The 26,248-nt window shown below is 43.1% G+C and carries 17 protein-coding genes; 7 read left to right on the top strand and 10 right to left on the bottom strand.

Annotated elements, in window-relative coordinates; genetic code table 11:
* Positions 1-360 precede the first annotated feature (360 nt).
* The 5 genes from MusilaSJ_RS00085 to MusilaSJ_RS00065 form a co-directional block, all read right to left on the bottom strand.
* On the bottom strand, positions 361-2,637 hold the full coding sequence (locus MusilaSJ_RS00085) for a GH92 family glycosyl hydrolase (protein ID WP_274988052.1): 2,277 nt from the start codon (positions 2,635-2,637) through the stop codon (positions 361-363).
* A gap of 68 nt (positions 2,638-2,705) precedes the next feature.
* Positions 2,706-4,823, bottom strand: coding sequence for an alpha-L-fucosidase (locus MusilaSJ_RS00080; RefSeq protein ID WP_274988051.1), 2,118 nt, complete (start codon positions 4,821-4,823; stop codon positions 2,706-2,708).
* A gap of 9 nt (positions 4,824-4,832) precedes the next feature.
* Positions 4,833-7,127 (bottom strand): family 20 glycosylhydrolase, encoded by a 2,295-nt coding sequence (locus MusilaSJ_RS00075; protein ID WP_274988050.1) that lies wholly within the window; start codon positions 7,125-7,127, stop codon positions 4,833-4,835.
* A gap of 13 nt (positions 7,128-7,140) precedes the next feature.
* The gene (locus tag MusilaSJ_RS00070; protein ID WP_274988049.1) at positions 7,141-9,813 is read right to left on the bottom strand and encodes a glycoside hydrolase family 2 protein; all 2,673 of its coding nucleotides are present in this window, start codon (positions 9,811-9,813) and stop codon (positions 7,141-7,143) included.
* Between the two features lie 264 nt (positions 9,814-10,077).
* The gene (locus tag MusilaSJ_RS00065) at positions 10,078-11,517 is read right to left on the bottom strand and encodes an alpha-L-fucosidase (protein ID WP_274988048.1); all 1,440 of its coding nucleotides are present in this window, start codon (positions 11,515-11,517) and stop codon (positions 10,078-10,080) included.
* A gap of 181 nt (positions 11,518-11,698) precedes the next feature.
* On the opposite strand from MusilaSJ_RS00065, the gene MusilaSJ_RS00060 reads away from it, so the two are divergent.
* From MusilaSJ_RS00060 to MusilaSJ_RS00045, 4 genes are all read left to right on the top strand, one after another.
* On the top strand, positions 11,699-12,298 hold the full coding sequence (locus tag MusilaSJ_RS00060) for an RNA polymerase sigma-70 factor (protein WP_274988047.1): 600 nt from the start codon (positions 11,699-11,701) through the stop codon (positions 12,296-12,298).
* Between the two features lie 94 nt (positions 12,299-12,392).
* Positions 12,393-13,493, top strand: coding sequence for a FecR family protein (locus MusilaSJ_RS00055; protein WP_274988046.1), 1,101 nt, complete (start codon positions 12,393-12,395; stop codon positions 13,491-13,493).
* A 184-nt stretch (positions 13,494-13,677) separates the two neighbouring features.
* The gene (locus tag MusilaSJ_RS00050; protein ID WP_274988045.1) at positions 13,678-16,998 is read left to right on the top strand and encodes a SusC/RagA family TonB-linked outer membrane protein; all 3,321 of its coding nucleotides are present in this window, start codon (positions 13,678-13,680) and stop codon (positions 16,996-16,998) included.
* Positions 16,999-17,009: 11 nt separating this feature from the next.
* The gene (locus tag MusilaSJ_RS00045) at positions 17,010-19,187 is read left to right on the top strand and encodes a glycoside hydrolase family 3 protein (RefSeq protein ID WP_274988044.1); all 2,178 of its coding nucleotides are present in this window, start codon (positions 17,010-17,012) and stop codon (positions 19,185-19,187) included.
* 129 nt (positions 19,188-19,316) lie between these two features.
* Here the strand turns inward: MusilaSJ_RS00045 and MusilaSJ_RS00040 are convergent, their stop codons facing one another.
* The gene (locus MusilaSJ_RS00040; protein WP_274988043.1) at positions 19,317-20,540 is read right to left on the bottom strand and encodes an RNA polymerase sigma factor; all 1,224 of its coding nucleotides are present in this window, start codon (positions 20,538-20,540) and stop codon (positions 19,317-19,319) included.
* 47 nt (positions 20,541-20,587) lie between these two features.
* A complete protein-coding gene (locus tag MusilaSJ_RS00035; protein ID WP_274988042.1) occupies positions 20,588-20,938 on the bottom strand; it encodes a YciI family protein in 351 nt (116 codons plus the stop codon).
* A gap of 193 nt (positions 20,939-21,131) precedes the next feature.
* On the opposite strand from MusilaSJ_RS00035, the gene MusilaSJ_RS00030 reads away from it, so the two are divergent.
* Positions 21,132-22,118, top strand: coding sequence for an aldo/keto reductase (locus MusilaSJ_RS00030; RefSeq protein WP_274988041.1), 987 nt, complete (start codon positions 21,132-21,134; stop codon positions 22,116-22,118).
* Positions 22,119-22,203: 85 nt separating this feature from the next.
* The gene (locus MusilaSJ_RS00025; protein WP_274988040.1) at positions 22,204-22,554 is read left to right on the top strand and encodes a TfoX/Sxy family protein; all 351 of its coding nucleotides are present in this window, start codon (positions 22,204-22,206) and stop codon (positions 22,552-22,554) included.
* A 15-nt stretch (positions 22,555-22,569) separates the two neighbouring features.
* On the opposite strand, the gene MusilaSJ_RS00020 is transcribed toward MusilaSJ_RS00025, so the two are convergent.
* From MusilaSJ_RS00020 to fbaA, 3 genes are all read right to left on the bottom strand, one after another.
* Positions 22,570-22,995 carry a GNAT family N-acetyltransferase gene (locus MusilaSJ_RS00020; RefSeq protein WP_274988039.1) on the bottom strand — a complete coding sequence of 142 codons (426 nt, stop codon included), beginning with the start codon at positions 22,993-22,995 and terminating at the stop codon, positions 22,570-22,572.
* Positions 22,952-23,470: a low affinity iron permease family protein gene (locus tag MusilaSJ_RS00015; protein WP_274988038.1), complete on the bottom strand. Its 519-nt coding sequence runs from the start codon at positions 23,468-23,470 to the stop codon at positions 22,952-22,954. Before MusilaSJ_RS00015 ends, MusilaSJ_RS00020 begins: the two co-directional genes overlap by 44 nt.
* A 101-nt stretch (positions 23,471-23,571) precedes the next feature.
* Positions 23,572-24,651 (bottom strand): class II fructose-bisphosphate aldolase, encoded by a 1,080-nt coding sequence (fbaA, locus tag MusilaSJ_RS00010; protein ID WP_090526963.1) that lies wholly within the window; start codon positions 24,649-24,651, stop codon positions 23,572-23,574.
* A gap of 269 nt (positions 24,652-24,920) precedes the next feature.
* Here fbaA and accD point away from each other — a divergent pair, with 269 nt between their 5' ends.
* Positions 24,921-25,766: an acetyl-CoA carboxylase, carboxyltransferase subunit beta gene (accD, locus tag MusilaSJ_RS00005; RefSeq protein WP_112654351.1), complete on the top strand. Its 846-nt coding sequence runs from the start codon at positions 24,921-24,923 to the stop codon at positions 25,764-25,766.
* Positions 25,767-26,248: the final 482 nt, after the last annotated feature.

The following is a 26,248-nucleotide window of genomic DNA, read 5'->3' as shown; positions in this document are numbered from 1 at the left end:
TTCAAATTGTGTTAACCCTGTTAACCCCCTCCTGCTGTCCATGTTATCATGCTATCGCATAATTTGATAAACGCTGTTTGATTGGAAAGGTAAGCGGCCTGTTGGTGTGGTAATAAAACCGACCAGGGCAAAAATTAAAAAAGGATGCCCGGCGGGAATCCTTTTTTAATTCAATAAAATCATGTCATACGAGGAGGAACGACAAAGCAAAACGGGTGTCATACTGAGCTCGTCGAAGTATGGCGGGCAGGCCTCTGCGCACGAGTCTTCGACAGGCTCAGACTGACAGGCCCTCCTTTGTCATTTCACCTTCAGAGGCCCGGGATTTAAACCCTTACTGCAATCACATAGAAAGAGAATCTACTTCAACACCGAAACCGCTTTATCAGCTTCACCAGCACCCCAAACTGTGCCCGGCTTATCACCCATGGTAATTACCAGTTCGCCGCCAGCCATCACATCGGTATGTTTGATATAAGTTTTGGTGTAGTCGCCGCCGTTTAGCGTCATAGCCTGGATGTATTTGTTTTTAGGGCCGTTATTTTTAACCACTACATGGAATTTCTTATTCCCTTGTAATTGCAATGTAGCCTCATTTACTACCGGGCTACCAAATACATAAAGGCCATTGGCAGGGTTAACCGGGTAAAAACCAACAGCAGATAACACGTACCAGGCCGACATTTGCCCTACATCCTCGTTGCCAATAATACCATCAGGTTTATCGGTATAAAAATCATCAAGAATAAACCTTACTTTTTCGGCTGTTTTCCATGGCTTACCTGAGTAAGCGTAGTAATAGCTCATCGGGTGGCTTGGCTCGTTACCGTGTGCATACTGACCGATCAAACCAGATACATCCGGCGATTTAAATTTGCCCATATCGCCCTGTGCAATAAACAATGAATCGAGCTTGGTATTGAATTTATCAACGCCGCCCAGCATATCAATCAAACCTTCCACATCCTGCGGAACAAGGAAGGTATATTGCCAGCCGTTGCCTTCAGTAAAATCGCCGGTTTCATGGATAGAAATGAACGGGCTATAAGGCGTACGCCATGCATCCTGCGATAAACGGCCGCGCATAAAACCTGCTTTGGCATCGTAATAGTTTTTATAGTAGGCACCACGTTTGCTGAAGTAAGCATAATCTTCAGTTTTGCCTAATTTTTTAGCTACCTGCGCCAGGCTCCAGTCGTCAATAGCATATTCAAGGCCCATCGAAACCGATTCGCGGCTGCTATCTGCCGGGATATAGCCATATTTTTTCACGTATTTGATACCACGGTCATCGCCCATAGCGGTGGTTTTCATGGCCTCGTAAGCTAAATTGGCATCAAAGCCGTTATAGCCTTTCAACAAAGCATCGGCAACAACAGGTACTGCGCTGTAGCCCACCATACAATTGGTTTCGTTAGCCATTAAATGCCAAACCGGCAAGCTGCCCTGTTGCTGGTAGATGGCCAGCATAGAGTTGATCATATCGTTCACATGCTCGGGGTGGATAATGGTCGACAGCGGGTTGTTGGAACGGTAAGTATCCCATAACGAAAACGTGGTTACATTATTGAAACCTTCATTTTTGTGGACTTTTTTGTCGGTTCCCCAGTATTCGCCATTTACATCGTTAAAAATAGATGGCGCTATCATGGTGTGATAAAAAGCGGTATAAAACTTTTTCATTTGTGATAATGAATCCGCCTTGATCCTGATCTTTTGCAACTGCTTGTTCCAGGCAGCATCTGCTTCGGCAACCACTTTGTTGAAATCCCAGCCCGGCATTTCGGTTTTAATGTTGAGCATGGCATTTTCGGCACTTACCGGCGAGATGCCTACTTTGGCATAAACTACTTCTCCTTTGGTGGTGGCGAAACTGATTACACCTTTAACCTTTTCCCCCTTTAGCTCGGTACCTTTAACGCTGGCCGTACTGTCATAAACCGCGAAAGTTTTAATGGGCTTTGAAAACACGGCAGTAAAGTAAATACGCTGATCATCTGCCCAGCCTTTGGAAAAGCGGTAGCCGCAAATGGTATTCTTGTCAACCTGTTTAATATAGGTTTCCATTGGCCTGTCCCAGCCTATGCCTTCCTGCAGATCAATCAGGATGTTAGCATCTTTTGACGCCGGGAAAGTGTACTTATGCATACCAACACGGGTACTGGCAGTAAGCTCAACGCCGATATCATATTTTTTAAGCTTTACTTTATAATATCCGGGTTTTACAACCTCATCCTTGTGACTGAACAACGACACATAACCACTTTTTAAATCTTTGTTACTGCCCTTGTATACGTTGATTGGCCCGGTTGTTGGCATAAAAGAAATATCGCCCAGATCGCCGATACCCGTACCGCTCAGGTGTGTATGCTGAAAACCGATGATGGTAGAATCAGAAATGTGATAGCCCGAACACCAGTCCCAGCCTTCAGATATATTGGTTGGGCCTAACTGCACCGCACCAAAAGGAACGCTTGCGCCCACGAAAACGTGACCATGGAAACCGGTACCGATGTACGGATCTACATATTGCGTTAAACCGGCTACCTTTTTCATAGGCTGCGGTTGCTGCCTTTGTGCCTGGGAACTTAAATTAACCAGGGCCAGTAAACCGGCCAAAACGAGTTGTTTTTTCATTCTTTATTTAAATGATAGTATCGAGGTTTATATCGCTGACAAAATAAACCTCAATACTTAATAGATTATTAATAAACGCTTAATTCGGCTATGGTAATACCATTGCCTGCAATTACATGCGTGGCTTCAAATTTAAAATAACGTGCGCTAAATGCCTGCTTCAGTGGCACAGGCTGCTCAATTGGGTTCGATTTGATATTTGAGAACTCGCCCGATGCCACCTTTTCCCAGGTTTTGCCGTCGTTGCTGACATAAAACACATAGCTATCAACAATGCCCCCGGCTTGTTTATCCTGCCTTGGCAGATAGCCAAATGCTTTTATCTTTTGCTCTTTACCCAAATCAATGCTGATCTGCTGCGGGAATTCCGCATCTTCTTTTTTGAGCGTGCTGTAAAGGCTGCCTGTGTTTTCATCAAAAGCGTTTTCGGCCTTGTTCCATTGGTCATTAGCTGCTGTAGCATCCAATACTTTCCAATCGGTTTTAGCAAGGCCGAATTCCGCGTAAGTACTTTCGCTTTGGTGCTCCTTACCTTCAAAGCTACGGGCTTTGACTACTCCGCCTTCATTAAGCGTAAACGGTTTACTGTAAACCGGCGAATTTAGCGTTGGCTCGTGCCCGTCAAGCGTATAGCGGATAGCGCTTACAGGAGCTTCTGTCATAATGCTTACTTCACCTTTTTTATTGCGTGACACTTTTGGTGCAGTTAAATGCACCGGCTCTTTATAAATCCCGAAATCGCTCAAGGCAATTGCCACCGGCGAAGCAGTAACCCTCAGTCTCAGTTTACTTGCGGTGATGTTTTGGGGTAAACGGATCAGCCTGTTACCGCCAATGCTGGTAGCCTCGCCTATTTGCTCCCATTTGCCATTTAAATAAGCGTCTACAGCAACGGCCTCAATACGCTGTCCAAGCTTGATATTTTCGCGCAGGCGGATCACGTTAAATGTTTTAGGTGAATGCAGATCGATAGTTAATTCAGGAGTAGTCACTTTATCGTCAGTTGTCCAATAGCTGTAACGGTTGTCATCTAACAAAAACTGCGGACCGAATTTGGCTTTGTTGCCACCACGCACATTACTTGCCGTTAGTGTTGCGCCTTTTGCCAAATTAACTGCGAAAGTTTGTTTAAGCAGGGTACCAAACTCGGTTAATGATTTAACATCGATCTCGTTAATAATACCACGCGGATCGGGCGATAAACCTAAATCAAGCGCCGCACCGCGACCTACGCTTTTATAATACAGATCGAGCAAGGTATAAGGCGATTTTACACCTTCGTCCTGTGCTTTGTGGTAAAACCATCCGGGACGTAGCGACACATCGCATTCAGCAGGCATCCAATATTTACCATTGCGGGTACCTTCGGTGCCTTCGTAATCTTTTACATAGCCATTAGCCGGAATTTTGCCTTCATCCGGCGCATGAGGCGTGTAAGTAGCCCAGCAAGTTTCACCGGCGTGGCCTTCCTCGTTGCCTACCCAGCGTACATCAGGGCCAACATCGCCAAATAAAACAGCGTTTGGTTGCAACTTGCGGGTAATAGCCCAGGTAGTATCCCAGCCATAATAAGTTGAGCGGTCAATTTTCCTTACTTCGCGCTTGCCACCGTAATAACCATCACCACCGTTTGCACCATCGTGCCATGAAATAAACAGCGGGCCATAATTGGTGTACAGTTCTTTCAGTTGCTCACGATAGATCTTCACATATTCGGCGGTACCGTAGTTAGGATTGTTCCTGTCCCAGGGCGAGCAGTATACACCCAGTTTCATACCCAGTTTATTGCAAGCTTCGCGATACTCTTTCAGTATATCACCCTTGCCTTTTTTATAGGGACTTTTGCTGATATTATGTTCGGTGGTTTTGGTTGGCCAAAGGCAAAAACCATCATGGTGTTTAGCAACCACTACTACGCCTTTAAAACCGCCGGCCTTTGCGGCAGCTACTATTTGCAGCGCACTGAATTGTGATGGATTAAAGATCTTTGGATCTTCATCGCCAAAACCCCATTCTTTGTCGGTATAAGTATCAACCCCGTAATGGATAATGCAATACATCCCGGTTTCCTGCCAATTGAGCTGCCCCTTCGTAGGCAATACGCCGTAAGGTTTGAGAGCCGTTTGACTAAAACCGTTTAAACCGGCGGTCAATAACAATAAGGCAATGCCTGTAAACTTCTTCATAATTAATAATTAGTTTTTAAACCATGATGATGGCACATCCTGCGGGGCCGAGCCATTAACACTATATTTTAGCAGCAACTTAAAGCCGCCACCACCTTCAATAAAATCAAGCTTAAAGGGATGCGCACCCATTTTTAACGCGACTTGTCCGCTCCGTTCCTGTGCCGAGTGATTACCATCGTTATCAACAACAGTTTTATCGCCGATGTACAGCACGCCGCCATCATCGCAGGTTAAATAAAAACTGTAAATACCATCAGTTGGCACATCTATGTAACCTTTGTAAGTGATACCAAATGACGGAGCTTTAACCGTAGCAGGTACTTCTATTTTATCAGTACTAAACGTGCTGTCAACCTTTGCATTTTGCATTAACGCAGTCTTTTTAAAGAAAGCCTTATAATAAGTAGCTGTAAGCCCGGGTTTAGGTGGAGCAATTTTTACCGGACCAAGCATTTGCTGTTGTGTGTAGTTCAGATTATAAACATCACCACGGGTACCTGTTGGCGTAAACGCGGCAACTCTCACTAACTCCGATTTAGAGATAGTTAATGGCGATGGCAATATCGGTGATTTTGTATCAGGCAAAGTACCATCGGTAGTATAGCGGATAGTCAAGCTTGGTAATGGAGATGCTATGCTTAGCTTGCCTTCATCTGTGAAAACATACTGGTTAAGCAAATTTGGCAGATCGGGCAAACGATAATTGATCTTCATCGCGTCCATTCTTTTATATTGTTGAGTTAAACGCTGCAGGTATGAATCGTATTCACTTTCCTTATGCGTCCACAGCATTTCAGACAATGCGGTTAAACGTGGCATATACATATAATCTGCACGTTTTTCTGAAGGAATCATTTCTGACCAGAGATTAGCCTGCGCACCAATGATTGATTTTGCTTCTTCGGCATTCAACACTTTAGGCACCGGGTTAAAATGATACACTTTGCTAACAGAATACTGATCGGGCTGATTATCAAAATAAAGAGGTTCGCCAGGTGTCATGATTACGGTATTGCCATTCTTAACAGCTTTAACCGGTGCATCAGGTACCCAGGTACGCCAGTACATGATAATAGCTGTAGGGCTAATACCACCTTCAATCACCTCATCCCAACCAATCAACTTACGACCTTTGGAATTGAAGAATTTCTCCATACGGTTAATAAAATAACTGTGCAAGCCGGCCAGGTCTTTAATACCTTCTTTAGCCATCAGGGCTTTACAAGCATCTGATTTGCCCCAATTGGTGCGATCAACCTCATCGCCGCCAATGTGGATATATTTTGACGGGAAGATCTGCATGATCTCGGTAAACACATTCTCGGCAAACTCAAAGGTGCTTTCGTTACACGGGCAGATTGGTTTGGTGAACAGCTCGCCCCATTTATTTTCGCCATCGCAGGTTAAAAACGGATATGAGTTGATCGCAGCCATCATGTGCCCCGGCATATCAATTTCAGGAACAATATCGATGTGACGTGCAGCAGCATAAGCAACAACGCCTTTCATTTCCTCCTGCGTATAAAAACCACCGTACATGGTTTTGCCATTTTTTTGAACGATGTGCTCTTTATCAATCACAAAATCAGGATTATCCTTAGCCTTTTTCATACAGGCCGAATCCTGGTTATTGAACGTGCGCCATGCACCGGCTTCGGTAAGCAGCGGATATTTTTTTATTTCAATGCGCCAGCCCTGATCATCGGTTAAGTGCAGGTGCAGCTTATTCATTTTATACAAAGCCATCCGGTCGATAAACTTTTTCAGGTAGCTAACAGAGAAAAAGTGCCTCGATACATCCAGATGCATCCCGCGCCATTCGTAAACAGGTGCATCCTCTATAGCTACAACCGGCAGCGTCAGTTGCTTTTGCACCACTCCTGCTTCAACGCCCGCAGGTAATAATTGGCGAATGGTTTCCACCGCGTGAAATACACCGGCAGGATCTTTTGCGCGGATAACCACCTGTTCCCTGGTAACGCTCATACGGTATGCTTCGGGAGTAGTTATACTTGCATCATAAACAAGGTTAATAGCATGAGCTTTCTTTAGCTTGCTAACTTCTACGGGCATGCCTAAACCTTTACGCAACAAGTCTTTCAAGGCGTAAGCTTCGGTGTTAAAAGCGTTAGAAGTAACTATGCCTGTTTTAGAGGTGATTGTAAATGAGCCCTCTCCGGCAATTAATTGTGCAGGATAAGGGATCAACGGAAATTTTGCAGCTGTTTCCTGTGCACTAACAGCACCGGTACAAATAAGGGCTAATGCCGCTGCCGACAAATATTTTGAAATAGTCTTCATTGTCTTCTTTTTGTTATTTGTCGATAGATATAGTACGTTCTGTTACGTTCCAGCCGCCAATAGTTACTGCAAGGTTTTTATCGGCGCCAGGATTATGGTCGATAACAACTTTTTTAGTTTGACCCGGTAATACCGTTACATAATTATCACTGTAAAAGGCCGGAAGGATACGTTGTTTCGTATCAGCATTAACTAAAGACAGGCGGTTGAAAAATGCCAGTGCACCGTTACCTTCGTTAGTCAGCGTCACTTCTACTTTGTCATTTTTCAAATACCTGGCTGTAGCTCCTAAAGTACCTTTCGGCATTTTTTGTAAGCCGGAAAAATCGCCATTAGCATCGGGCAACCAGTAAATATTTTCGCTGATCACCTCTTTATCCGATTTAAGCAGTTGCAGGCAAAGGAAAACACCTTTGTCTTTTGCTTCTTTTTCAATCTCGTGTTTAAGTGATAAATAGCGTTTGGTAGTAGTTGGTGTTACATCGGCAAAAACCTTTGTTAACACTTTCTCTTTGCCATCCATATCATAGGTTTTGGCTACCAGCAGCATATTGCTATGCGTTTTAAAAGTATTGTTGGCTACCATCACCATACCATCCGTTTGGTTATACATGATGTGTAAAGGTTCGCTGCCATTATGCAAGCCGTAAAGACAAGCATTAGGATCAAGGTAATAATCATACATCTGGCCGCGCATGGCTGTCCACGGGTTTTGGGTTTTCCAGATGATGGTGCCGGTATACCAATCCCACATATGTGAGCTAAAGCCTTCCATAAGGGCACGGTACTGATCGTAATTTACCAACTGCGCTTTTGTTGCGAAGTCTTCAACGTTTTTAGCCTTGCCATATTTATCAATAAATCCGTCATAGCCGATATATTTATGATACTCCCAAACCGGGTCTGTTTTGGTTTTGCCGGTAGATGCATCAAACTCAGGCACAACCATATTTTCGGCAGGGATAAAGCGTTTTAATGATTCATAATCGCTCACCCCAACCGAACCTACTTCGGAGTTGAACGGATAGGTTTGATGGTCCCAGAAAGTTGTAAGGCTTTGGATGCCATAAGGGCCATCCCCGTTGCCGCCCTGTACATTACGCGACATTTCTTCGGAGTTTGAATACGGGATAAACCAGCGGGTGTTATCCAGCTTAGGCATAATGGTATCACGCAGGGCTGCAAAAATATCTTCGGGCGGAGTGATCTCATTACCACCACACCAGATAGCCAGCGACGGGAAGTTGCGCACCAACTTAACCTGGTCGGCAACTGATTTTAAATACAAGTCATGATCGTCCGGGTATTTGCGGCGTGTCCATTGATCATCTGCCTTCATAGGATCAGTCCAGCGACCGTTGCAATCGCCCGATCCCCACATATCCTGAAAAACCAGCATTCCGTATTTATCGCAAGCTTCATAAAACTCAGGGCGTTCAATTAGCGCGCCACCCCAAACCCTAATCAGGTTCAGGTTCATATCGCGGTGAAAACGAACTTCGGCATCGTAACGGGCATCGCTGAAACGTAACATCTGATCAGATATGATCCAGTTGCCTCCTTTAATAAATACTTTTTGACCGTTCACATTAACCTGCCGGCTTTCAGTTTTATTGTTCCATTCGGTAGTGATCTGGCGTACACCAACTTCGATACTTTTTTGGTCGGATACTTTACCACCAGCTACAAACTGCAGATTAAGCTTATACAAATTTTGCAGACCGTAGCCATTAGGCCACCAAAGCTTAGGGTTTTTAAGGCTGTAGTCGGCCAGTTTAACTTCCTGTTTTGAATTGGCTTTAAGCGTAACCCGTTGTGATACCAGCTTGCCATCTAAATTATATTGTAAAGTACCGCTCACTGCAGCACCTGTAGCGTTTTCAACCTCGGCCGAAACCTGCACAACTGCTGGTTGTTGTGTACCTTCCGGCTGGCGAACACCCGGAACAAGGGTAACCACATGCGGATCTTTAATAACCACAGCACCCGTACGCTCAATGGTTACCTTATCCCAAATGCCGGTATTACGGTCGCGGATAGGCTGGATCCAGTCCCAGCCTGCCGTATACTGAATGCCTACACCACGCGCAATAGTGCCATCACCACCCTGGCCGCCGTTGGGATTGCCTACCACATCTGGCGGGTAAACGATAACAGCTAAGCGGTTATTACCGTTTTTGTTCAGCAATTTGGTAATGTTGTAACTCTGGCGCAAGAACATGCCTTTGTGCAGCTTGCTGTTAAGTTTATGTCCGTTCAGGAAAATATCGCAGCTATAGTTTACACCTCGAAAATTAAGGTAAGTTTGATTATTGCCCGCTGGAGCGGCTTCTTTAAAATCTTTGGCAAACCAGTAGGTGTAATAATCACGCCCTACCTTATAAATGTCAGGGATGTTTTCATTATTCATCCCATAAAATGGATCAGGTACCTGTTTATTGGCCACCTGGGTTGTCAGTACCGTTCCCGGCACTACCGCAGGGTTCCATGCAGCCAGATCATAATTGGCTTGGGATATGGTAGTGCCATTATCTTTAACACTATTGCTTGAGGTGCATCTCCAGCCGCTGTTGAGCTCATAGCTGGTTTGTGCCTCCGCGTTTTGATAAACGCCAGAAGCAAGGACGGATAACACTAATGAAAATTTAAACAATGCAGATCTGCCTGCCGAACGGGTTGTTGTCATTTATTTGGGTTGGATGGATGATCAAAATTAAGAACTGCCAAATCATTTTAGCTGTAAAAACCTGGCTATATTATGTGGTATTTTGTCTGGTAAAATATTCAAAACCCACATCATTACGAGGAACGAAGCAATAAGCCTCACCCAACCCTCTCCTTTGGAGAGGGCTTAAGAAACTCCTTAAGTCTCCCCTTCCGGGGGAGATTTAGCGGGGGCTTATTGCTTCGTTCCTCGTAATGACGTTTTATATTGCTTTTCTATAATTTCTTAATAAACTATTTTAAAACCGGCCGCTTCATTTAGCCCGCTGGCTTGTTGTAATTTTGCCGGGATACTGATATCAATACCATCAGCTACCTGTTTCCACTTAAGGCTTTGAGTGCTGCCAAGCAAGGTGACTTTCTTTACCTTTTTAATGTCTTTTAATTTTACAGATACCGTAGCCTGTAAAACAACCTTTTCTTGGTCGCTCAAAGCAAAGGCATAAATAGTATTGCTGTTTTTGGCTTTTGTATAATATATATTACCTGTTGAATACGGAGCAACCGACTGGCTGGCGTAAATACCCTCACCATTGATCTTCATCCAATTGCTGATACCCTGCAGGCGTTCATAAGCTACCGGGTCCCAATCGCCATCAGGACCTGGGCCTATATTCATAAGGAGGTTGCCGCCGCGCGATACGATTTTCACCAATAACTGAACTATCTGCTGTACCGATTTATAATGGTCGCCGGGAACATAGCTCCATGAATTACCCATGGTTATGCAGCTCTCCCAGGGATGGTCAAGCGGCACTTCGGGTACTTCCTGCTCAGGAGTGGTGTAATTTTCATATTTGCCGGCTACGGTACGGTCAACCACGATAAGTCCGGGCTGTTTTTGCCTCCCCATAGCGGCTATCTTCGGCATATCAATATCCTGATCAAACTTTATTCCGCGCTGCCATTCTACAGTAGTATCAATACTACTTTTCGGGCGTACCCATCCTCCGTCAAGCCATAAAATATCAACCTTACCATAATCGCTCATCAGTTCGCTGATCTGGTTGTAGGTAAAATCTTTGAATTTCTGCCAGCGTTCAGGATATTTTTGAGGATCATAGTTTACATTGCGGTCTTTAGGCGGAAAGTATGGCCACCAATAGTTTTCAGTATGCCAGTCGGGCTTTGAAAAATAAGCACCCACCATAAAGTTATCTTTGCGGAAAGCGTTGAAGATCTCCTTAGTTACATTGCTTCTTGGATTGGTTGAAAAAGGAGTTTTGCTGCTCGTGATCTTATAATCAGTTTCTTTGGTATCAAACATGCAAAAACCGTCATGGTGCTTGGTAGTGAAGATCACATATTTCATACCGGCGTCCTTAGCTGCCTGCACCCATTTCTCCGGATTGAATTTGGTTGGGTTAAAAGTAGTTTGTAAATTTTCATACGCCGCTTTATATCCGTTATAAGTAGCAGCATACTGACCGCGGCGTTGCGTCCAGCCTTCATCTTCGGGACAAATGCTCCAGCTTTCAACTACACCCCACTGGCTGTAAGTACCCCAATGCATAAACAAACCGAACTTAAGGTCCTGCCAGTTTGCAATTTTTTTCTCAACTGCAGGGTCGCCGGCGGGGACATACTGTTTTGACATATTGTGCTGTTGTCCAAATACTTCAAAGCAGCCGAAAACAAAAAAAAATACTGTAAATAATCGTTTCATCAAGCTATTATTTTATTAATTACTGACAATTTTATATGGTGTATTGCTTACACACTTTTTAAAATTTTTTAAAAAACATTGCAACTTACATCAATTAATTTCATTTTTCGATTTTAATATGTTATTATTGTTACACCATTATTAAGTTTAAATTTAGTTGATTAATTAAAAATTCTTCGGTTTGAGAGACAGAAAAGTTGATACGCTAAAATTATGGAAACTCATTTGCAACAATGACGATGAGAACGCCTTTGAATTGTTTTTCCATATCCTTAACAACTCGCTCATTAAATTTTGTGTACTGTATGTACATCAACGGGAAATTGCCGAAGAAATAGTTTCGGATGTGTTTGTAAAATGCTGGCTTAACCGTAAAAACCTTACTGAAATTCAAAACCCTGAAACCTATTTATTTGTAGCGGTAAAAAACCAATCGCTAAACCACATCAAAAAATACTCAACTATTCACCTTGTACAAATTGAAGAAACCAATTCGGTTGAATTTGTAAATACCTATAACCCTCAAAAGGAAATTGAAAACAAAGAGCTTATTTTTAGGATGGACCAGGCCATAGCTGGGTTACCGCAACAATGCCGAATTGTTTTCAGGCTGATAAAGGAGGATGGTATGAGGTATAAAGAAGTGGCCGAAATTCTTAATATTTCGCCCCGTACAGTACAAACCCAGCTTTTCAGAGCAATCAAGAAGCTTAGTGTCATTTTAACACAATACAACAAACACCACGAAGCTTTCTTAAAACCAATACAATCAACATTTTAGGAACCACAATTGTAATTTTCAATTATTTTTTTTAACCTTGTAGGTAATTAACCTAAATAAGTTGTCCTATCATAAATAAGGATGCAATTATACGATGGGCAATGATAAATTTATAGAGCTGGCGGGCAAAAAACTGTCGAATGAAATCAGCTCTGATGAAAATAATGAATTTCAGCGTTGCTTAGCTAATGATGCTTCCCTTCGTGAACAATACGAAGCCCTTTCCGCATATTGGAAACATAGCGATACCCAATATGCCGACAATGCCCTCGCCTTTCAAAAAATAAAATCAAAAATTAAGGCGCAGGAAGTTATTGAACCTGCAACGGCGGCCATTATCCCCGTTAAAAAGGGTACAATACATTATCTTTGGCGTGCTGCGGCTGCCGTTGTTTTAATAGCAGGTTGCTCGTACCTTTTTTATTCAAAAACGGTTACCTTGGGCCACGGAATTGCAAGCACAACTTCCGGCGCCTGGCAAAATAAAAACACTTCTGCACGCGATAAATCAACCATTGTATTAACTGACGGTACACGTATTACCCTTAATTCACAAAGTTCGTTAAGATACCCAACAAACTTCACAGGCAAAACCCGCGAAGTTTATTTAAGCGGCGAAGCCTTTTTTGATGTACATAAAGATCATGAACATCCATTCATTATCCATACCGAAAAAATGAACATCAGGGTGTTGGGTACCGCTTTTAACGTTAAATCATACCCCAATGACCCATCAAGTGAAACAACCCTGATCAGGGGCGCCATTGAAGTTACACTTGACGACCGACCATCCGACAGGATCATTTTAAAACCAAGCGAAAAACTGATCGTTAAAAAAGGCGCGTTTACTACTGTACGTAAAAACCAGGCCAAGCTTTCACCAGCTACCGACAGCAGTGCAGGTACACAATATGTCTTAACCAGCTTTACGCGTCTTCATCAGGATAACAGTGCCATTTTAGAAACTTCGTGGACAGAAAATAAACTCATTTTCAGGGATGAAAACTTCGCCGATCTCGCCGCGCGCATGGAACGCTGGTATGGTGTTGAGATTAAATTTAAAAACGATGAAATGAAGAAGTACCGTTTTACCGGCACTTATGAAAAAGAAACCATTACCCAGGCACTTGATGCGTTACGCATTACCGAAAATTTTCATTATAAAATCAAAAATTCCGCCATTTATATTTATTAACTGATAATTCTTCAGTGATTAACAGTACATTTGTCGCCTTAATTGATCGCTGTGCTTTACAATATTTGTAATTGTCACCTGCCAATCCGGTCATTTTACACTACTACCTGTGCTAATTATAAAATTTATGTAAATTTAGGCATCCCCAATGGATGTTGGCGACAGGTTTAGGTTATCAGTATAAATGAAAATACGGTTTACGTTAATATTATTCTTCAATTTACTGGCTATATTAACTGTATATTCACAAACCCGTGTCACTATCAATTTAAAATCGGCCGATTTTAAAAAGGTAATCTCAGCCATCGAACGTCAAAGCATTTATCATTTTGTTTACAGCGAAAGAAAAATCCCTACTTTAAACAAAGTTGACATAAATGTTGATAATGAAGATGTTAAAAGTGTTTTAGATAAAATTTTGGCCAATTCGGGTTTCGCTTATACCGAGCTTGCCAATCACCTGATAGTGATTGCCCCTATTGATGTAATAGTTAACGTAGTTAAAGTAACGGGCATTGTTGTTGATGAAAATGGCGCACCGCTTGCCGGCGCTACAGTTAGGGTAAGAGGTTCAACCATGGGAGCCTCAACGGACCTGAATGGTGCCTTTTCGTTTGAGGCCCCCGACCAATCAACATTAATTATCAGTTTCGTTGGCTATGTTACAAGGGATGTAAAATTATCGGGCACAACTCTTCTTAAAATTACGCTCACTGCAAGCAATATCTTAAACGAAGTTGTGGTAACAGCACTCGGCATAAAAAAAGATGAGAAAAAAGTTGGCTATTCGGTAACGACTATAGGCGGCGAAGTGCTCGATAAAGCCAAAGAATCAAATGTAGCTTACTCATTAGAAGGCCGTGTAGCCGGTTTAAGTATCAATGGAGTTAACGGCGGGCCAGCGTCATCAGCTCGGATCCTACTTAGGGGAGTGACCAGTTTTGGAGCAAGCGCCCCGCTTTTTATCATTAATGGCGTCCCTATTGACAACACCCAGCGTGGGGCAGCCAACGAATGGGGCGGCGCCGATTTTGGCGACGGCATAAGCAATATCAACCCCGATGATGTTGAAAGCATGACTGTACTCAAGGGCCAGGCTGCATCGGCACTGTACGGGGCGAGGGCCGCTAATGGCGTAATCCTGATCACTACTAAAACAGCGAAAAAGAATTCGGGATTTGGCGTAGAGTTTAACACCAACTATCAAACAGATAAAGCGATTAATACTTTTGATTATCAAACAGTTTACGGACAGGGTTTGTACGGCATCAGGCCGGCATCTGTAAATAATGCCATAACATCGGGCAATTTTGGATGGGGTGAAAAGCTGGATGGAAAACCAACTATCCAATTTGACGGTAAATATTACCCTTACTCGGCAGTTACAGATAATATTGATAAGTTTTACCGTCGTGGTTATACCTATACCAATACAGTTGCTTTTAACGGCGGTAATGAAACGGGGGCTTTTCGTCTGTCGGTCTCCGACCTGAGGAATGGTTCAATCATCCGTAACAGCGGCCTTAATCGTAAAACGGTAAACCTAACTGCTACACAGGGAATTACTGATAAATTCAATGTAAATGTTATTGCAAACTATATAGACGAATCATCAAACCTGAAGCCCAATTTGAGCGATGGGCCTCTTAATCCTAATAATATTCAATACCTTGCTGCAAACGAAAACCAGGCAGCTCTGGCACCGGGATTTGACTCGAACGGAAACGAACTGAGGTGGACAGGCGATACATTTGTTACCAATCCATATTTTGCTGTAAACAAATTTGTTAATAATATAAGCCGCAATCGGTTGATATCTGCCATTACTGCCCGCTACAATATCCAAAGCTGGCTGTATGCACAAGCCCGTTTAGGCGATGACGTGTTATACGATAAACGGCTAACCATTACCCCTACCGGTACTGCTTACTCGCCCGGCGACGCAGGATCGATGGATGAACAGTCCTCTACAGAACGTTCAGAGTTTAATGCCGACGTTTTGATTGGTGCTAAACATGATATTATAAAAAAGCTGCTTAGTTTTGACTTATCCGCAGGGGTAAACCTTCGTAAAAACAGCTATGAATATACTCGTCTTTTCGGGGGGCCGTTTATCATACCTAATTTTTACAGTTATAGTAACCTGGCAACCAAAAGCAGCAGCTATGATTATAAAAGTTCTGAAACGCACTCAACCTATTATTCAGTCGATCTTTCGTTAAAAGATTTTTTAACATTAACCACCACTGGCCGTTACGATACCTACTCAACCCTGCCTGTTGATAACCGGAGTATTTTTACGCCATCGGTATCGGCAAGTATCCTTTTTTCGGACCTTATACATATCCCGGAGCTTGATTTTGGAAAGCTCCGTTTGTCATATGCGCAGACCAGCGGCGAGCCCACCGATGTTTACATTACATCTCAATATTACACCCTTACTAATCCTGTAAATGGCATACCTGCGGGAGGTTTCAGTGATAGTTTACCTAACCTTTTTTTAAAGCCATATACACTCACAGAAATGGAAGTGGGTACAGACCTGAAATTTTTGAACGGCAGACTGGGGCTTGATGTGGCTTATTTCCATCGAAAAACAAGGAACGAGATCATTAAGGGAGATCTTGACCTGGCAACAGGTTTTGCCCGAAGGTTTATCCCTACGGGCTCCACCCAAAACAATGGCATTGAGATTTCGATAAACGCTACACCTATTAAAACTGTTAATTTCAACTGGTCACCATCGTTTAACTTTACTTATGTACAAAACAAGATCCTGCAAACAGACGGCACACCTGAATCGGCCAATATAAGTTTTGGTACTTACCGGCCGCTCAATGCCGCCACGGCATTGGTTAAAGGACTACCAGGCCCACAGATCATGGCCAACGATTACCTCAGAAACAGTAAAGGGCAGATCATTTTTGACGGCAATGGCTTGCCGCAGGCCGGTCCGCGGGTACCTATGGGCAGTGCGGTGCCTAACATTTACGGCGGAGTTAATAACAATTTCACCTACAAAAAATTCAGCCTTTCATTTTTGGTCGATTACCGGTTTGGCAACAAAATACTTTCGGCCACAAATTATAACAGTATTTACCGCGGCTTTAATAAGCTTACTTTACCGGGGCGCGAAACCGGTGTTGTTGGTGATGGTGTAAACGCCAATGGTGATAAAAACACAGTTGTTGTACCGGCACAAACCTATTACCAGGCACTTGCCCAAAGCGTTTCTGCATTGAATGTTTTAGACGGCAGGTTTATTAAATTACGGCAGGTTACCTTTGGGTATACTTTTTCAAAGGGGTTTCTTAAACATACTCCATTTGAAGGAATAACCTTTTCATTAGTAGGCCGAAACCTATGGACGATCATGAAGCGATCTGACAATATCGACCCTGAATCGGGCTTTTCGCCGGATATAAAGTATGCCGGAATTGAGGGAGCAAGTCTTCCGCCAACCCATACTTACGGAATAAATATTAACTTTAAACTCAAAAAATAATTCATCTAAAAATGGCTTCCACCATAAAACACAAACTCCTATGTTGTTTGGTAATGCTTGCGGCATTACTAAAATTTTCTATCGCAAATGCGCAGGTCCCTTTTTATAAAGATACTTCGCAATCGATTGATTCACGTGTGAAAGATCTTTTATCAAAATTAACCATCGAAGAAAAAATCTCCTTATTAGGCTACCGCAGCCAGGCCGTGCCTCGTTTAGGCATCCCGGCCTATAACTGGTGGAACGAGGCCTTACATGGTGTAGCCCGTGCCGGTGAAGCAACCATATTTCCGCAGGCTATCGGTATGTCGGCTACATTTAATGAAGATCTGTTAAAGCAGGTATCAACGGCCATATCAACTGAAGCCCGTGCAAAATATAACCTGGCCATTGCACAAGACAGGCATCTGCAATATATGGGGCTCACCTTTTGGACACCTAATATCAACATCTTCCGCGATCCACGCTGGGGCCGCGGCCAGGAAACTTATGGTGAAGACCCTTTCCTGACCGGCCGCATGGGCTCTGCCTTTGTTAAAGGTTTGCAGGGCGATGATCCTAAATACTTGAAAACATCTGCCACGGCCAAACATTTTGCCGTACATAGTGGGCCCGAAGCCACCCGCGATAAATTTGACGCTAAGGTTGATGAAAAAGACCTTCGCGAAACCTACCTGTATGCTTTTCACGAACTCGTTAAAAACCACGTTGAATCGGTAATGAGCGCTTACAATCGCGTTAACGGTGTACCAAACTCTATCAATAAAATGCTGCTTACCGACATCCTGCGAAAAGAATGGGGCTTTAGCGGCCATGTAGTAACTGATTGTGGTGCCCTGGACGATGTATACCTTACCCACAAAACCTTGCCAACTGCGGTTGAAGTAGCTGCCGCTGCCATCAAGGCCGGCGTCGACCTGGATTGCTCGTCCATTTTACAAAACGACGGTATCAAAGCTATTAAACAGGGTTTACTTACCGAAAAAGATGTTGACCAGGCCCTGAGCGCTATCTTACGCACCGAATTTAAACTGGGCTTTTATGACGCCCCGACCGCTAATCCTTATCATGGTTATGGTGCCGACAGTGTTCACAATCAGCAGCATTTGGCTTTGGCCCGTAAAGTGGCCCAGCAAAGTATGGTATTGTTAAAGAATAACAACAATGTTTTGCCATTCAAAAAAAGCAGCTACTCCAGCATTATGGTGGTTGGGCCAAACGCGGCCTCGCTCGATGCCATGATAGCTAATTATCATGGAACCAGCAGCAAAGTGATCAATTTTGTTGAGGGCATTACCGGAGCGGTTGATAAGGCTACCCGCGTTGAATATGACCTGGGATGTGATTATAAAGACACCACCCACTTTGGGGGTACCTGGGCAGCCGGCAATGCCGATGCAACCATTGCAGTGATCGGCCTCTCTCCTGTTTTAGAGGGCGAAGCAGGCGATGCTTTCCTGTCTGAAAGCGGCGGCGATAAAAAAAACCTGAGCCTGCCTGCCAGCGAAATTGCTTTTATTAAAGAACTGCGCAAAAGCGTAAAAAACAAGCCCCTTGTAGCAGTAATAACCGCAGGCAGCGATGTTGATGTATCCGCTATCGAGCCTTATGCCGATGCCATTATATTTGCCTGGTACCCCGGCGAACAGGGCGGCAATGCATTAGCTGATATTATTTTTGGCGATGTTTCGCCTTCGGGCCACCTGCCGCTTACTTTTTATAAAGGTATGAGCGATTTGCCCGATTACAGCGATTACAACATGAAAAACCGCACTTACCGCTATTATACCGGTCCGGTGCAATATCCTTTTGGGTTTGGTTTAAGCTATACGTCGTTTACCTACACCCTGGGCAGTAAATTAAAAACCACCTATAAAAAAGCCGATACCCTTGCAGTAACAGTAAAAGTTAAAAACACCGGTAAATTTAATGGCGATGAAGTAGTACAGGCCTATATCAAATACCCTAACATCGACAGAATGCCGGTTAAAGAGTTAAAAAGCTTTAAACGCATTAGCCTGGAGCAGGATAAAGAAGGTTCGGTTACATTAAAAATCCCGGTTCAGGATTTACAAAAATGGGATCTCGCCACACACAAATGGAAGCTTTATCCCGGCAGCTACAAATTAGTACTGGGAAGCAACTCAGCCGATGAAAAGTTGGTGGCTGATTTTAAGATGGCTGATTAAGACACTGTCAGAAAACGGTTTTATAGAAATAGATATAAAAGCCTCATTGCAAGGCATGAAACCATCCTATCAGCAGTTGGAATTGTTTCGTGCCTTGCAATGAGGCTTTTTTAAACACGGCAATTTATCTCATAATAAAGCCTTTAAATCCTTCATAATTCTGCTTTTATCTGTAGCGGTCTTAGCCAGTTTCAGGGCAGTTTGCAAATGCGATACTGCCTTTTCACGATCTACCCCTGTATACAAGTAACCAAGCAGTACATGGTATAAGTGATTGGTATCCAGTTTTAACTTTTCGGCCTCAATAATGGCTTTCTCCTTCCCTTTCACCTTTGCCAAGGCATAAGCCCGATTCAATGCAGCCGCAGGAGAATAAGCGGCTATAAGTAACCTATTGTAGAGCATTAATATATTTTCCCACTTTTCGGCAGTATCGGTTTTAACGGTATGCCAATAGGCTATAGCAGCTTCAATATGGTATTTACCGGCGTCGTTTCCTTTAGACGCAAGGTTTAGGTAGTATCGTCCTTTTACTATCAGTTCATCATTCCAAAGCATTCTGTCCTGATCATCATAACGGATCATTTCGCCATGTTCATCTACCCGGGCATCAAACCTCGACGCATGAAAACACATCAGTGATAATAAGGCATTTACCTCGGGCAGGTTTGTTTGCTTATTTTCTATAAGAAGATAGTTAAGTCGCATGGCTTCTAAACACAAATCTTTCCGTAATATAGCACTCTGACAACTGGAGTAATAGCCTTCATTAAACAGCAGGTACAAAGTTTTTAGTACGATGCCCAGCCGGTTAACAGTATCAGCCGGTGCGGGAAAAACGATCTTTACCTTTTGTTCCCGCAGCTTTTCCTTAGCCCTGAACAGGCGTTTATTAATGGTTTCTTTATTTGATAAAAAAGCCTCCGCAATTTCATCAATCCCAAAACCGCAAAGGATGCGTAACGCCAGGCCAATCTGCGCCTCGGCAGGCAATACGGGGTGACAAATAGCAAACATCATTTGCAGCTGACTATCACTAATATTCTGGTCAGAAAGATCGATCTCTGCCTCGTAATTATCCTCTATCGAAAGCCCTTCGGCTATTTTTTGCTTAAACCTGGAGCCACGCCTTACATAATCGGTTGCCTTATTGCGGGCCACTGTATACAGCCATGCTTTAGGGTTATCCGGTAACCCTTTGATTCCCCATGTTTCGGCAGCTGTGAGGAAAGTATCACTGGCGATATCTTCGACGGCCTCTATATATTCAAAGCCGAAATAATGGCATAATACCGCGATTATCTTTTGATATTCGGAGCGGAACAAATGTGGTAAAAGCTGATCTTGCTGCATAATAAAACAAGCAGCCTCCCGTGTATAGGAGGCTGCTGCCAATCATTTTAAATTTCCATTGGAATGATAGGGCGAACCTCAACACTGCCCCCTACTGATAGAATGGGGCAGCCTTTTGATAACTCCGTGGCTTCTTCCAGCGATGTTGCTTTGATAATGCTGTAACCGCCTATAGCCTCCTTAACCTCAACATAAGGGCCGTCTGTTACCACATTGTCGGGTTTTACTACGCTGCCGGCGGTATCCAACCTGTTGCCTACGGCAACAAGTTTGTTTTGCGCGGCAATCCCGCCAATCCATTCGCGCCAGTAATTCATCATCGTCTGCATTTGCTCGGGCGACCGCGTTGCTGCTGTGGCTTCCGCATCTCTTCTGAAAATCAATAAGAACTCGTTCATGTTTTTTTGAATTTAATGGTTAAAAACCAAAAGACGATCGGGTTTGGTTAAATTGGACAACTACTTGATTTTTTTTCAAATTAACCAGAAAACCTTAATCTGCAATGTATAACCTTACATAATACTTATAAATTAAGGTTGATGTGCTTTTGTTATTTCACGTACTTTGATAATACAACAATACTACCACATTATGAAATACAGAAAATTAGGAAACACCGGAGTTGAACTTTCGGCCATTGGACTGGGATGTATGGGCATGAACCATGCTTACGGTCAGCCGGATGACGATGAATCGATAGCAACGCTTGAAAAATCAATAGAAATAGGCATCAACTTTTGGGATACGGCCGATGTTTATGCCAATGGCCGCAATGAAGAACTGGTATCAAAGGTATTGGTACCCAATCGTGATAAGATCTTTATTGCTACCAAATTTGGTTTCAGGGCAGGCACGGATGGCAGGTTGACCGAGTTTGACGGTTCGCCGGCTTATCTTAAAACCGCGGTTGAACAAAGTTTAAAACGCTTAAAAACGGATGTGATTGACTTGTATTACGCCCACCGCATTGACCCAAATGTGCCCGTTGAGGACATGGTTGGCGCCATGGCCGACCTGGTAAAAGAAGGTAAGGTAAAATACCTGGGCCTGTCTGAAGCTTCGGCAAACTCTGTCCGTCGTGCGCATGCGGTGCATCCAATCAGTGCCTTGCAAAGTGAATATTCATTACTAACACGCGACGTTGAGGCTGAGATCTTGCCTGTTTGCAAAGAGCTTGGGATTTCATTTGTACCATTCAGTCCGCTGGTGCGTGGTTTGGTAACAAACGCGTTGGATGTAACCAAACTGGCCGATAACGATTTCAGGAAAAGCCTGCCCCGGTATCAAAGTGCCAATGCTGAAAATAATATGGGCCTGGCGCACGAGTTTGCACAACTTGCGGCTCAAGAAAATTGCACACCTGCCCAGTTGGCGCTTGCCTGGGTGCTGGCGCAAGGCGATAACATTATTCCTATTCCCGGAACAAAGAGAAGAAAATACCTGCTGGATAACGCAGGTTCGGTTGATGTGAAACTTACCACCGCTGATTTACAGGATATCGAAGCCCTTTTAGCTAAATATCCGAATACCGGCGACAGGTATAACGAGGCTAATTACAAATTTGTTGATAAGAATTAATTGTAATTTTATTTCACCAAGGTGCTAAGGCACCGGATTTTCGTTGCCTGTCTCAGCGCCTCTGCGTAAAAAAATATAAACCCTTATGGCATATAACGAACAAATGGCTGATCGTATTCGCGAAGCATTAATGGACCTTCCGGCAGTGGAAGAAAAGAAAATGTTCCAGGGAGTTTGTTTTATGGTAGATGATAAGTTATGTGTTTGCGTGCGCGATAATAGCATCTTGTGCCGCATTGGTGAACAACAAGCATCTGTTGAGCTTGAGAAGGGGAACTGCAATCAAATGGTAAGCGGCGAAAGGGTAATGAAAGGCTATGTTTATGTTGAAGATTTCAACCTGCAAACCACCGCCCAGCTCAATTACTGGATTAACCTGTGCCTTGAATTTAATCCGCTGGCAGAATCATCCAAAAAGAAAAAGAATAAGAAGTAGCATCATTCACAACAACTACTTCTTAACCATTTTATAATGTTTGATCCCGGCTTCTTCAAACTCCAGCCCTAATGCTTCAAAACCCAGTTTTTCATAAAAAGGCACCGCGTGGGTTTGCGAATTAAGATAAACATAATCCGCATCGGCCGGCAAATCGGCCAACACAGCTTTCACCAGCTCACCTCCTATACCATATCCCCTGAACATTTTCAGTACGGCAAACCGTTCAAGCTTATAACCATTTTCGGTTTTACGCCAGCGGCAGGCACCGGCCGGCTCCCCATCCGCAGTAGCTAAAAAATGATGGGATACATCCTCATGTTCATATTCCAGCTCGGGCGGGCAATTTTGTTCAACAACAAACACTTCGTGCCTTATGGCATGTACGATATCAAGATCAGCTTGCTCCGTTACTTTTTTTACTATGGTTTTTGCGTGCATTGATGTAATGCGGTTTTGTTTTGAAATGATTGAGTTTTGTGGTGTGGTTTTCCCTTGCGGCATCAATAGAGTGTGTACAGGTGATATCGTCTTCCTCCTCGGCAAGTCCGGCCAGTTCCACATAAAATTTATGCAACTGATCGAGCTCTTTTTCGGTAATATCCTCAATATCAACCATCCGGTTGCTTGCCCCCTGGTGCGAGGCAAGCAGCTCATTCAGTTTCAAATGTATAGCCTTCGAGTCTTTATTTTGTGATTTCTGTATTAAAAAAACCATCAGAAAAGTAACCACGGTAGTACCTGTATTGATAACCAGCTGCCAGGTATCTGAATAATGGAATAATGGTCCGGTTATCCCCCAAACAATGATGATACCAAAAGCCGTAATAAATGCGCCCGAGCTACCCGTAGCTATAGTAGCCCAGTTGGCAAAACGCTCAAATAAATTCTTTCTTTTGTTATGAATTTTAACCATATAGCAGACTTTAGCTTTTTTAATGGAATCGCCCGCTGCCTGTAAACAACAAAGCGCCTGTACAACAAATGTACAAGCGCTTTGTTAATTTCTGATGAATATTATAATTTACTGTAAACGTCGATACAGTTAAGATCTTCAAAAGCAACAGAAAGCCTTTTTACAAAGTTTTCTTCGCCTTTGCGTAACCAAACGCGTGGGTCATAATATTTTTTGTTTGGAGAATCCTCACCATCCGGGCTACCGATCTGGCTTTGCAAGTATCCTTCTTTTGATTTGTAGTAATCTTTAATGCCTTCCCAATAAGCCCACTGCATGTCGGTATCAATGTTCATTTTGATAGCACCGTATGAAATAGCTTCGCGGATCTCTTCCTGGCTTGAACCAGAACCACCGTGAAATACAAAGTTGATCGGTTTTTCGGCAGTTAAACCAAATTTTTGTTTAACATACTCTTGTGAGTTATGCAGGATAACCGGCTGTAACTTAACATTACCCGGTTTGTACACACCATGAACGTTACCAAAAGCAGCAGCTACAGTAAAACGGGGGCTTACTTTTAAAAGGTGCTCATATGAATAAGAAACCTCTTCTGGCTGGGTATATAAACGAGAGCTGTCAACATCAGAATTGTCGACACCATCTTCTTCACCGCCGGTTACACCCAACTCAATTTCAAGGGTCATGCCCATTTTGGCCATACGCTCGAGATATTTAGCCGAAATTTCGATATTCTCTTCAATAGGCTCTTCTGAAAGGTCGAGCATGTGCGATGAAAATAGAGGCTTGCCTGTTTCGGCAAAAAATTTCTCGCCATGATCCAGGAGGCCATCAATCCACGGTAACAATTTCTTGGCAGCATGGTCTGTATGCAGGATAACCGCAACGCCGTAATGCTCAGCCAACAGGTGAACATGCTTTGCAGCAGATACACCACCTAAAATACAGGCCTGAAGTTTTGAATTATCCAATGATTTGCCGGCGTAAAACTGTGCACCGCCATTTGACAGCTGAATAATAACCGGAGAGTTAACAGCTTTAGCTGTTTCCATAACTGCATTGATAGTATTAGTACCAATAACGTTTACTGCCGGTAAAGCAAACTGGTGCTTTTTTGCTGCTTCAAATAGTTCCTGCACCTGATCGCCGTGCAGAACACCTCTATAATTTTTTAAATCCATTAGCGTTTATTTGGGGCTCGAAGTTATAAAATTTATTGAATTCGGATAAGCAATCTTAAAAGTATATTAAAACGGTAGTAAAAATAGGGTTAATTTAAAAATATGATATAATTAATTAACAATCCGATCCTTTTATTACAAAAATAGCATTAAATAAGTAATTAAACTTTCAAGCAAACAATTTGCCCCCTATAACTTTTTATATACCGGCACCACATGTTTAATATTTTTTGTTTCTTTGTACCCAATTGAAAGAGTTAGACACAGATATGGCATGGTTTAAACGAGAGTTGAAAGGGATAATTACGACTACTGAGGAAAAGAAGGAAGCCCCCGATGGCATCTGGAATAAATGCCCTAATTGTAAGAAACCTTTACACTATTCAGAACAGGTAGAAAATCAATATGTGTGCCATTACTGTGGCTTCCACCTGCGCATAGGTTCAAAAGAATATTTTTCGGTACTATTTGATAATAACGAGTTTACAGAACTTTTTCCTGAGCTTACATCCGGTGATCCGCTTCACTTTGAAGACACCAAAAAATATACCGACCGGCTTAAGGAAACTCAGCACAAAACAGGTTTAAAAGATGCAATAAGGGCAGGTGCCGGTAAAATTGACGGTCAGGACCTGGTTATCGCCTGTATGGACTTTAACTTTATTGGGGGGTCAATGGGATCAGTAGTTGGTGAAAAGATAGCCCGCTCTATTGATTACTGTATCCAACATAAAGTTCCGTTCCTGATGATTTCAAAATCGGGTGGTGCGCGCATGATGGAAGCGGCATTTTCACTGATGCAAATGGCTAAAACATCGGCTAAGCTTGCGTTGCTTTCACAGGCAAAAATCCCTTATATATCTTTACTTACCGATCCAACCACCGGTGGCGTAACAGCATCATACGCTATGTTAGGCGATATCAACATTGCCGAACCGGGCGCGCTGATAGGCTTTGCAGGGCCAAGGGTAATTAAAGAAACCATTAAAAAAGATCTTCCTAAAGGTTTCCAGACTGCCGAGTTTGTGCAGGAGCACGGTTTCCTTGATTTCATTGTCGACAGAAGAGAAATGAAAGAAAAATTAGCTTCGTTTATTAAAATGATGGCCGATTAACGATATAAGCAATCTTTATTATATGGTAAGGGATAAGCTTAAATGTTTATCCCTTATTTTTTTGCTATAGCTTTTGGAAAATCGTCATTGCGAGGAGGAACGACGAAGCAATCGCGAACTCTGCAGGGGCACTTACATAGCCGCTTGTAAAGTTGGGATTATTAATAATTATAATTTGTTTTTTATAGGTATTAATGAGCTCCCTTCGGTCGGTTGTCTTCGTACCTTATAATGACATTATCGTAAGTTGTTGATTATTAAGTATATTTTTAAAATCCATTTTGTGATATGGGCGTTGCCTGCGTTAAGGCTATCCGCTACAAGTCCTCGCCTTTCCCGCCCGCAAACCCAACCCGCGCTGTGGGCTTTTCGCTGCTATCCTTAACGCGCCCCCCCCCCCGCACAACACCCTTAAAACATAGTTTATACGTTATTATATTTTTTTGGGGGTTCTGACCTGATGGTTCCGCGCAATGACGGGT

The sequence above is a fragment of the Mucilaginibacter sp. SJ genome, from assembly GCF_028993635.1.
Lineage (GTDB): Bacteria > Bacteroidota > Bacteroidia > Sphingobacteriales > Sphingobacteriaceae > Mucilaginibacter.
This window is presented reverse-complemented; position numbering and strand designations above follow the sequence as displayed.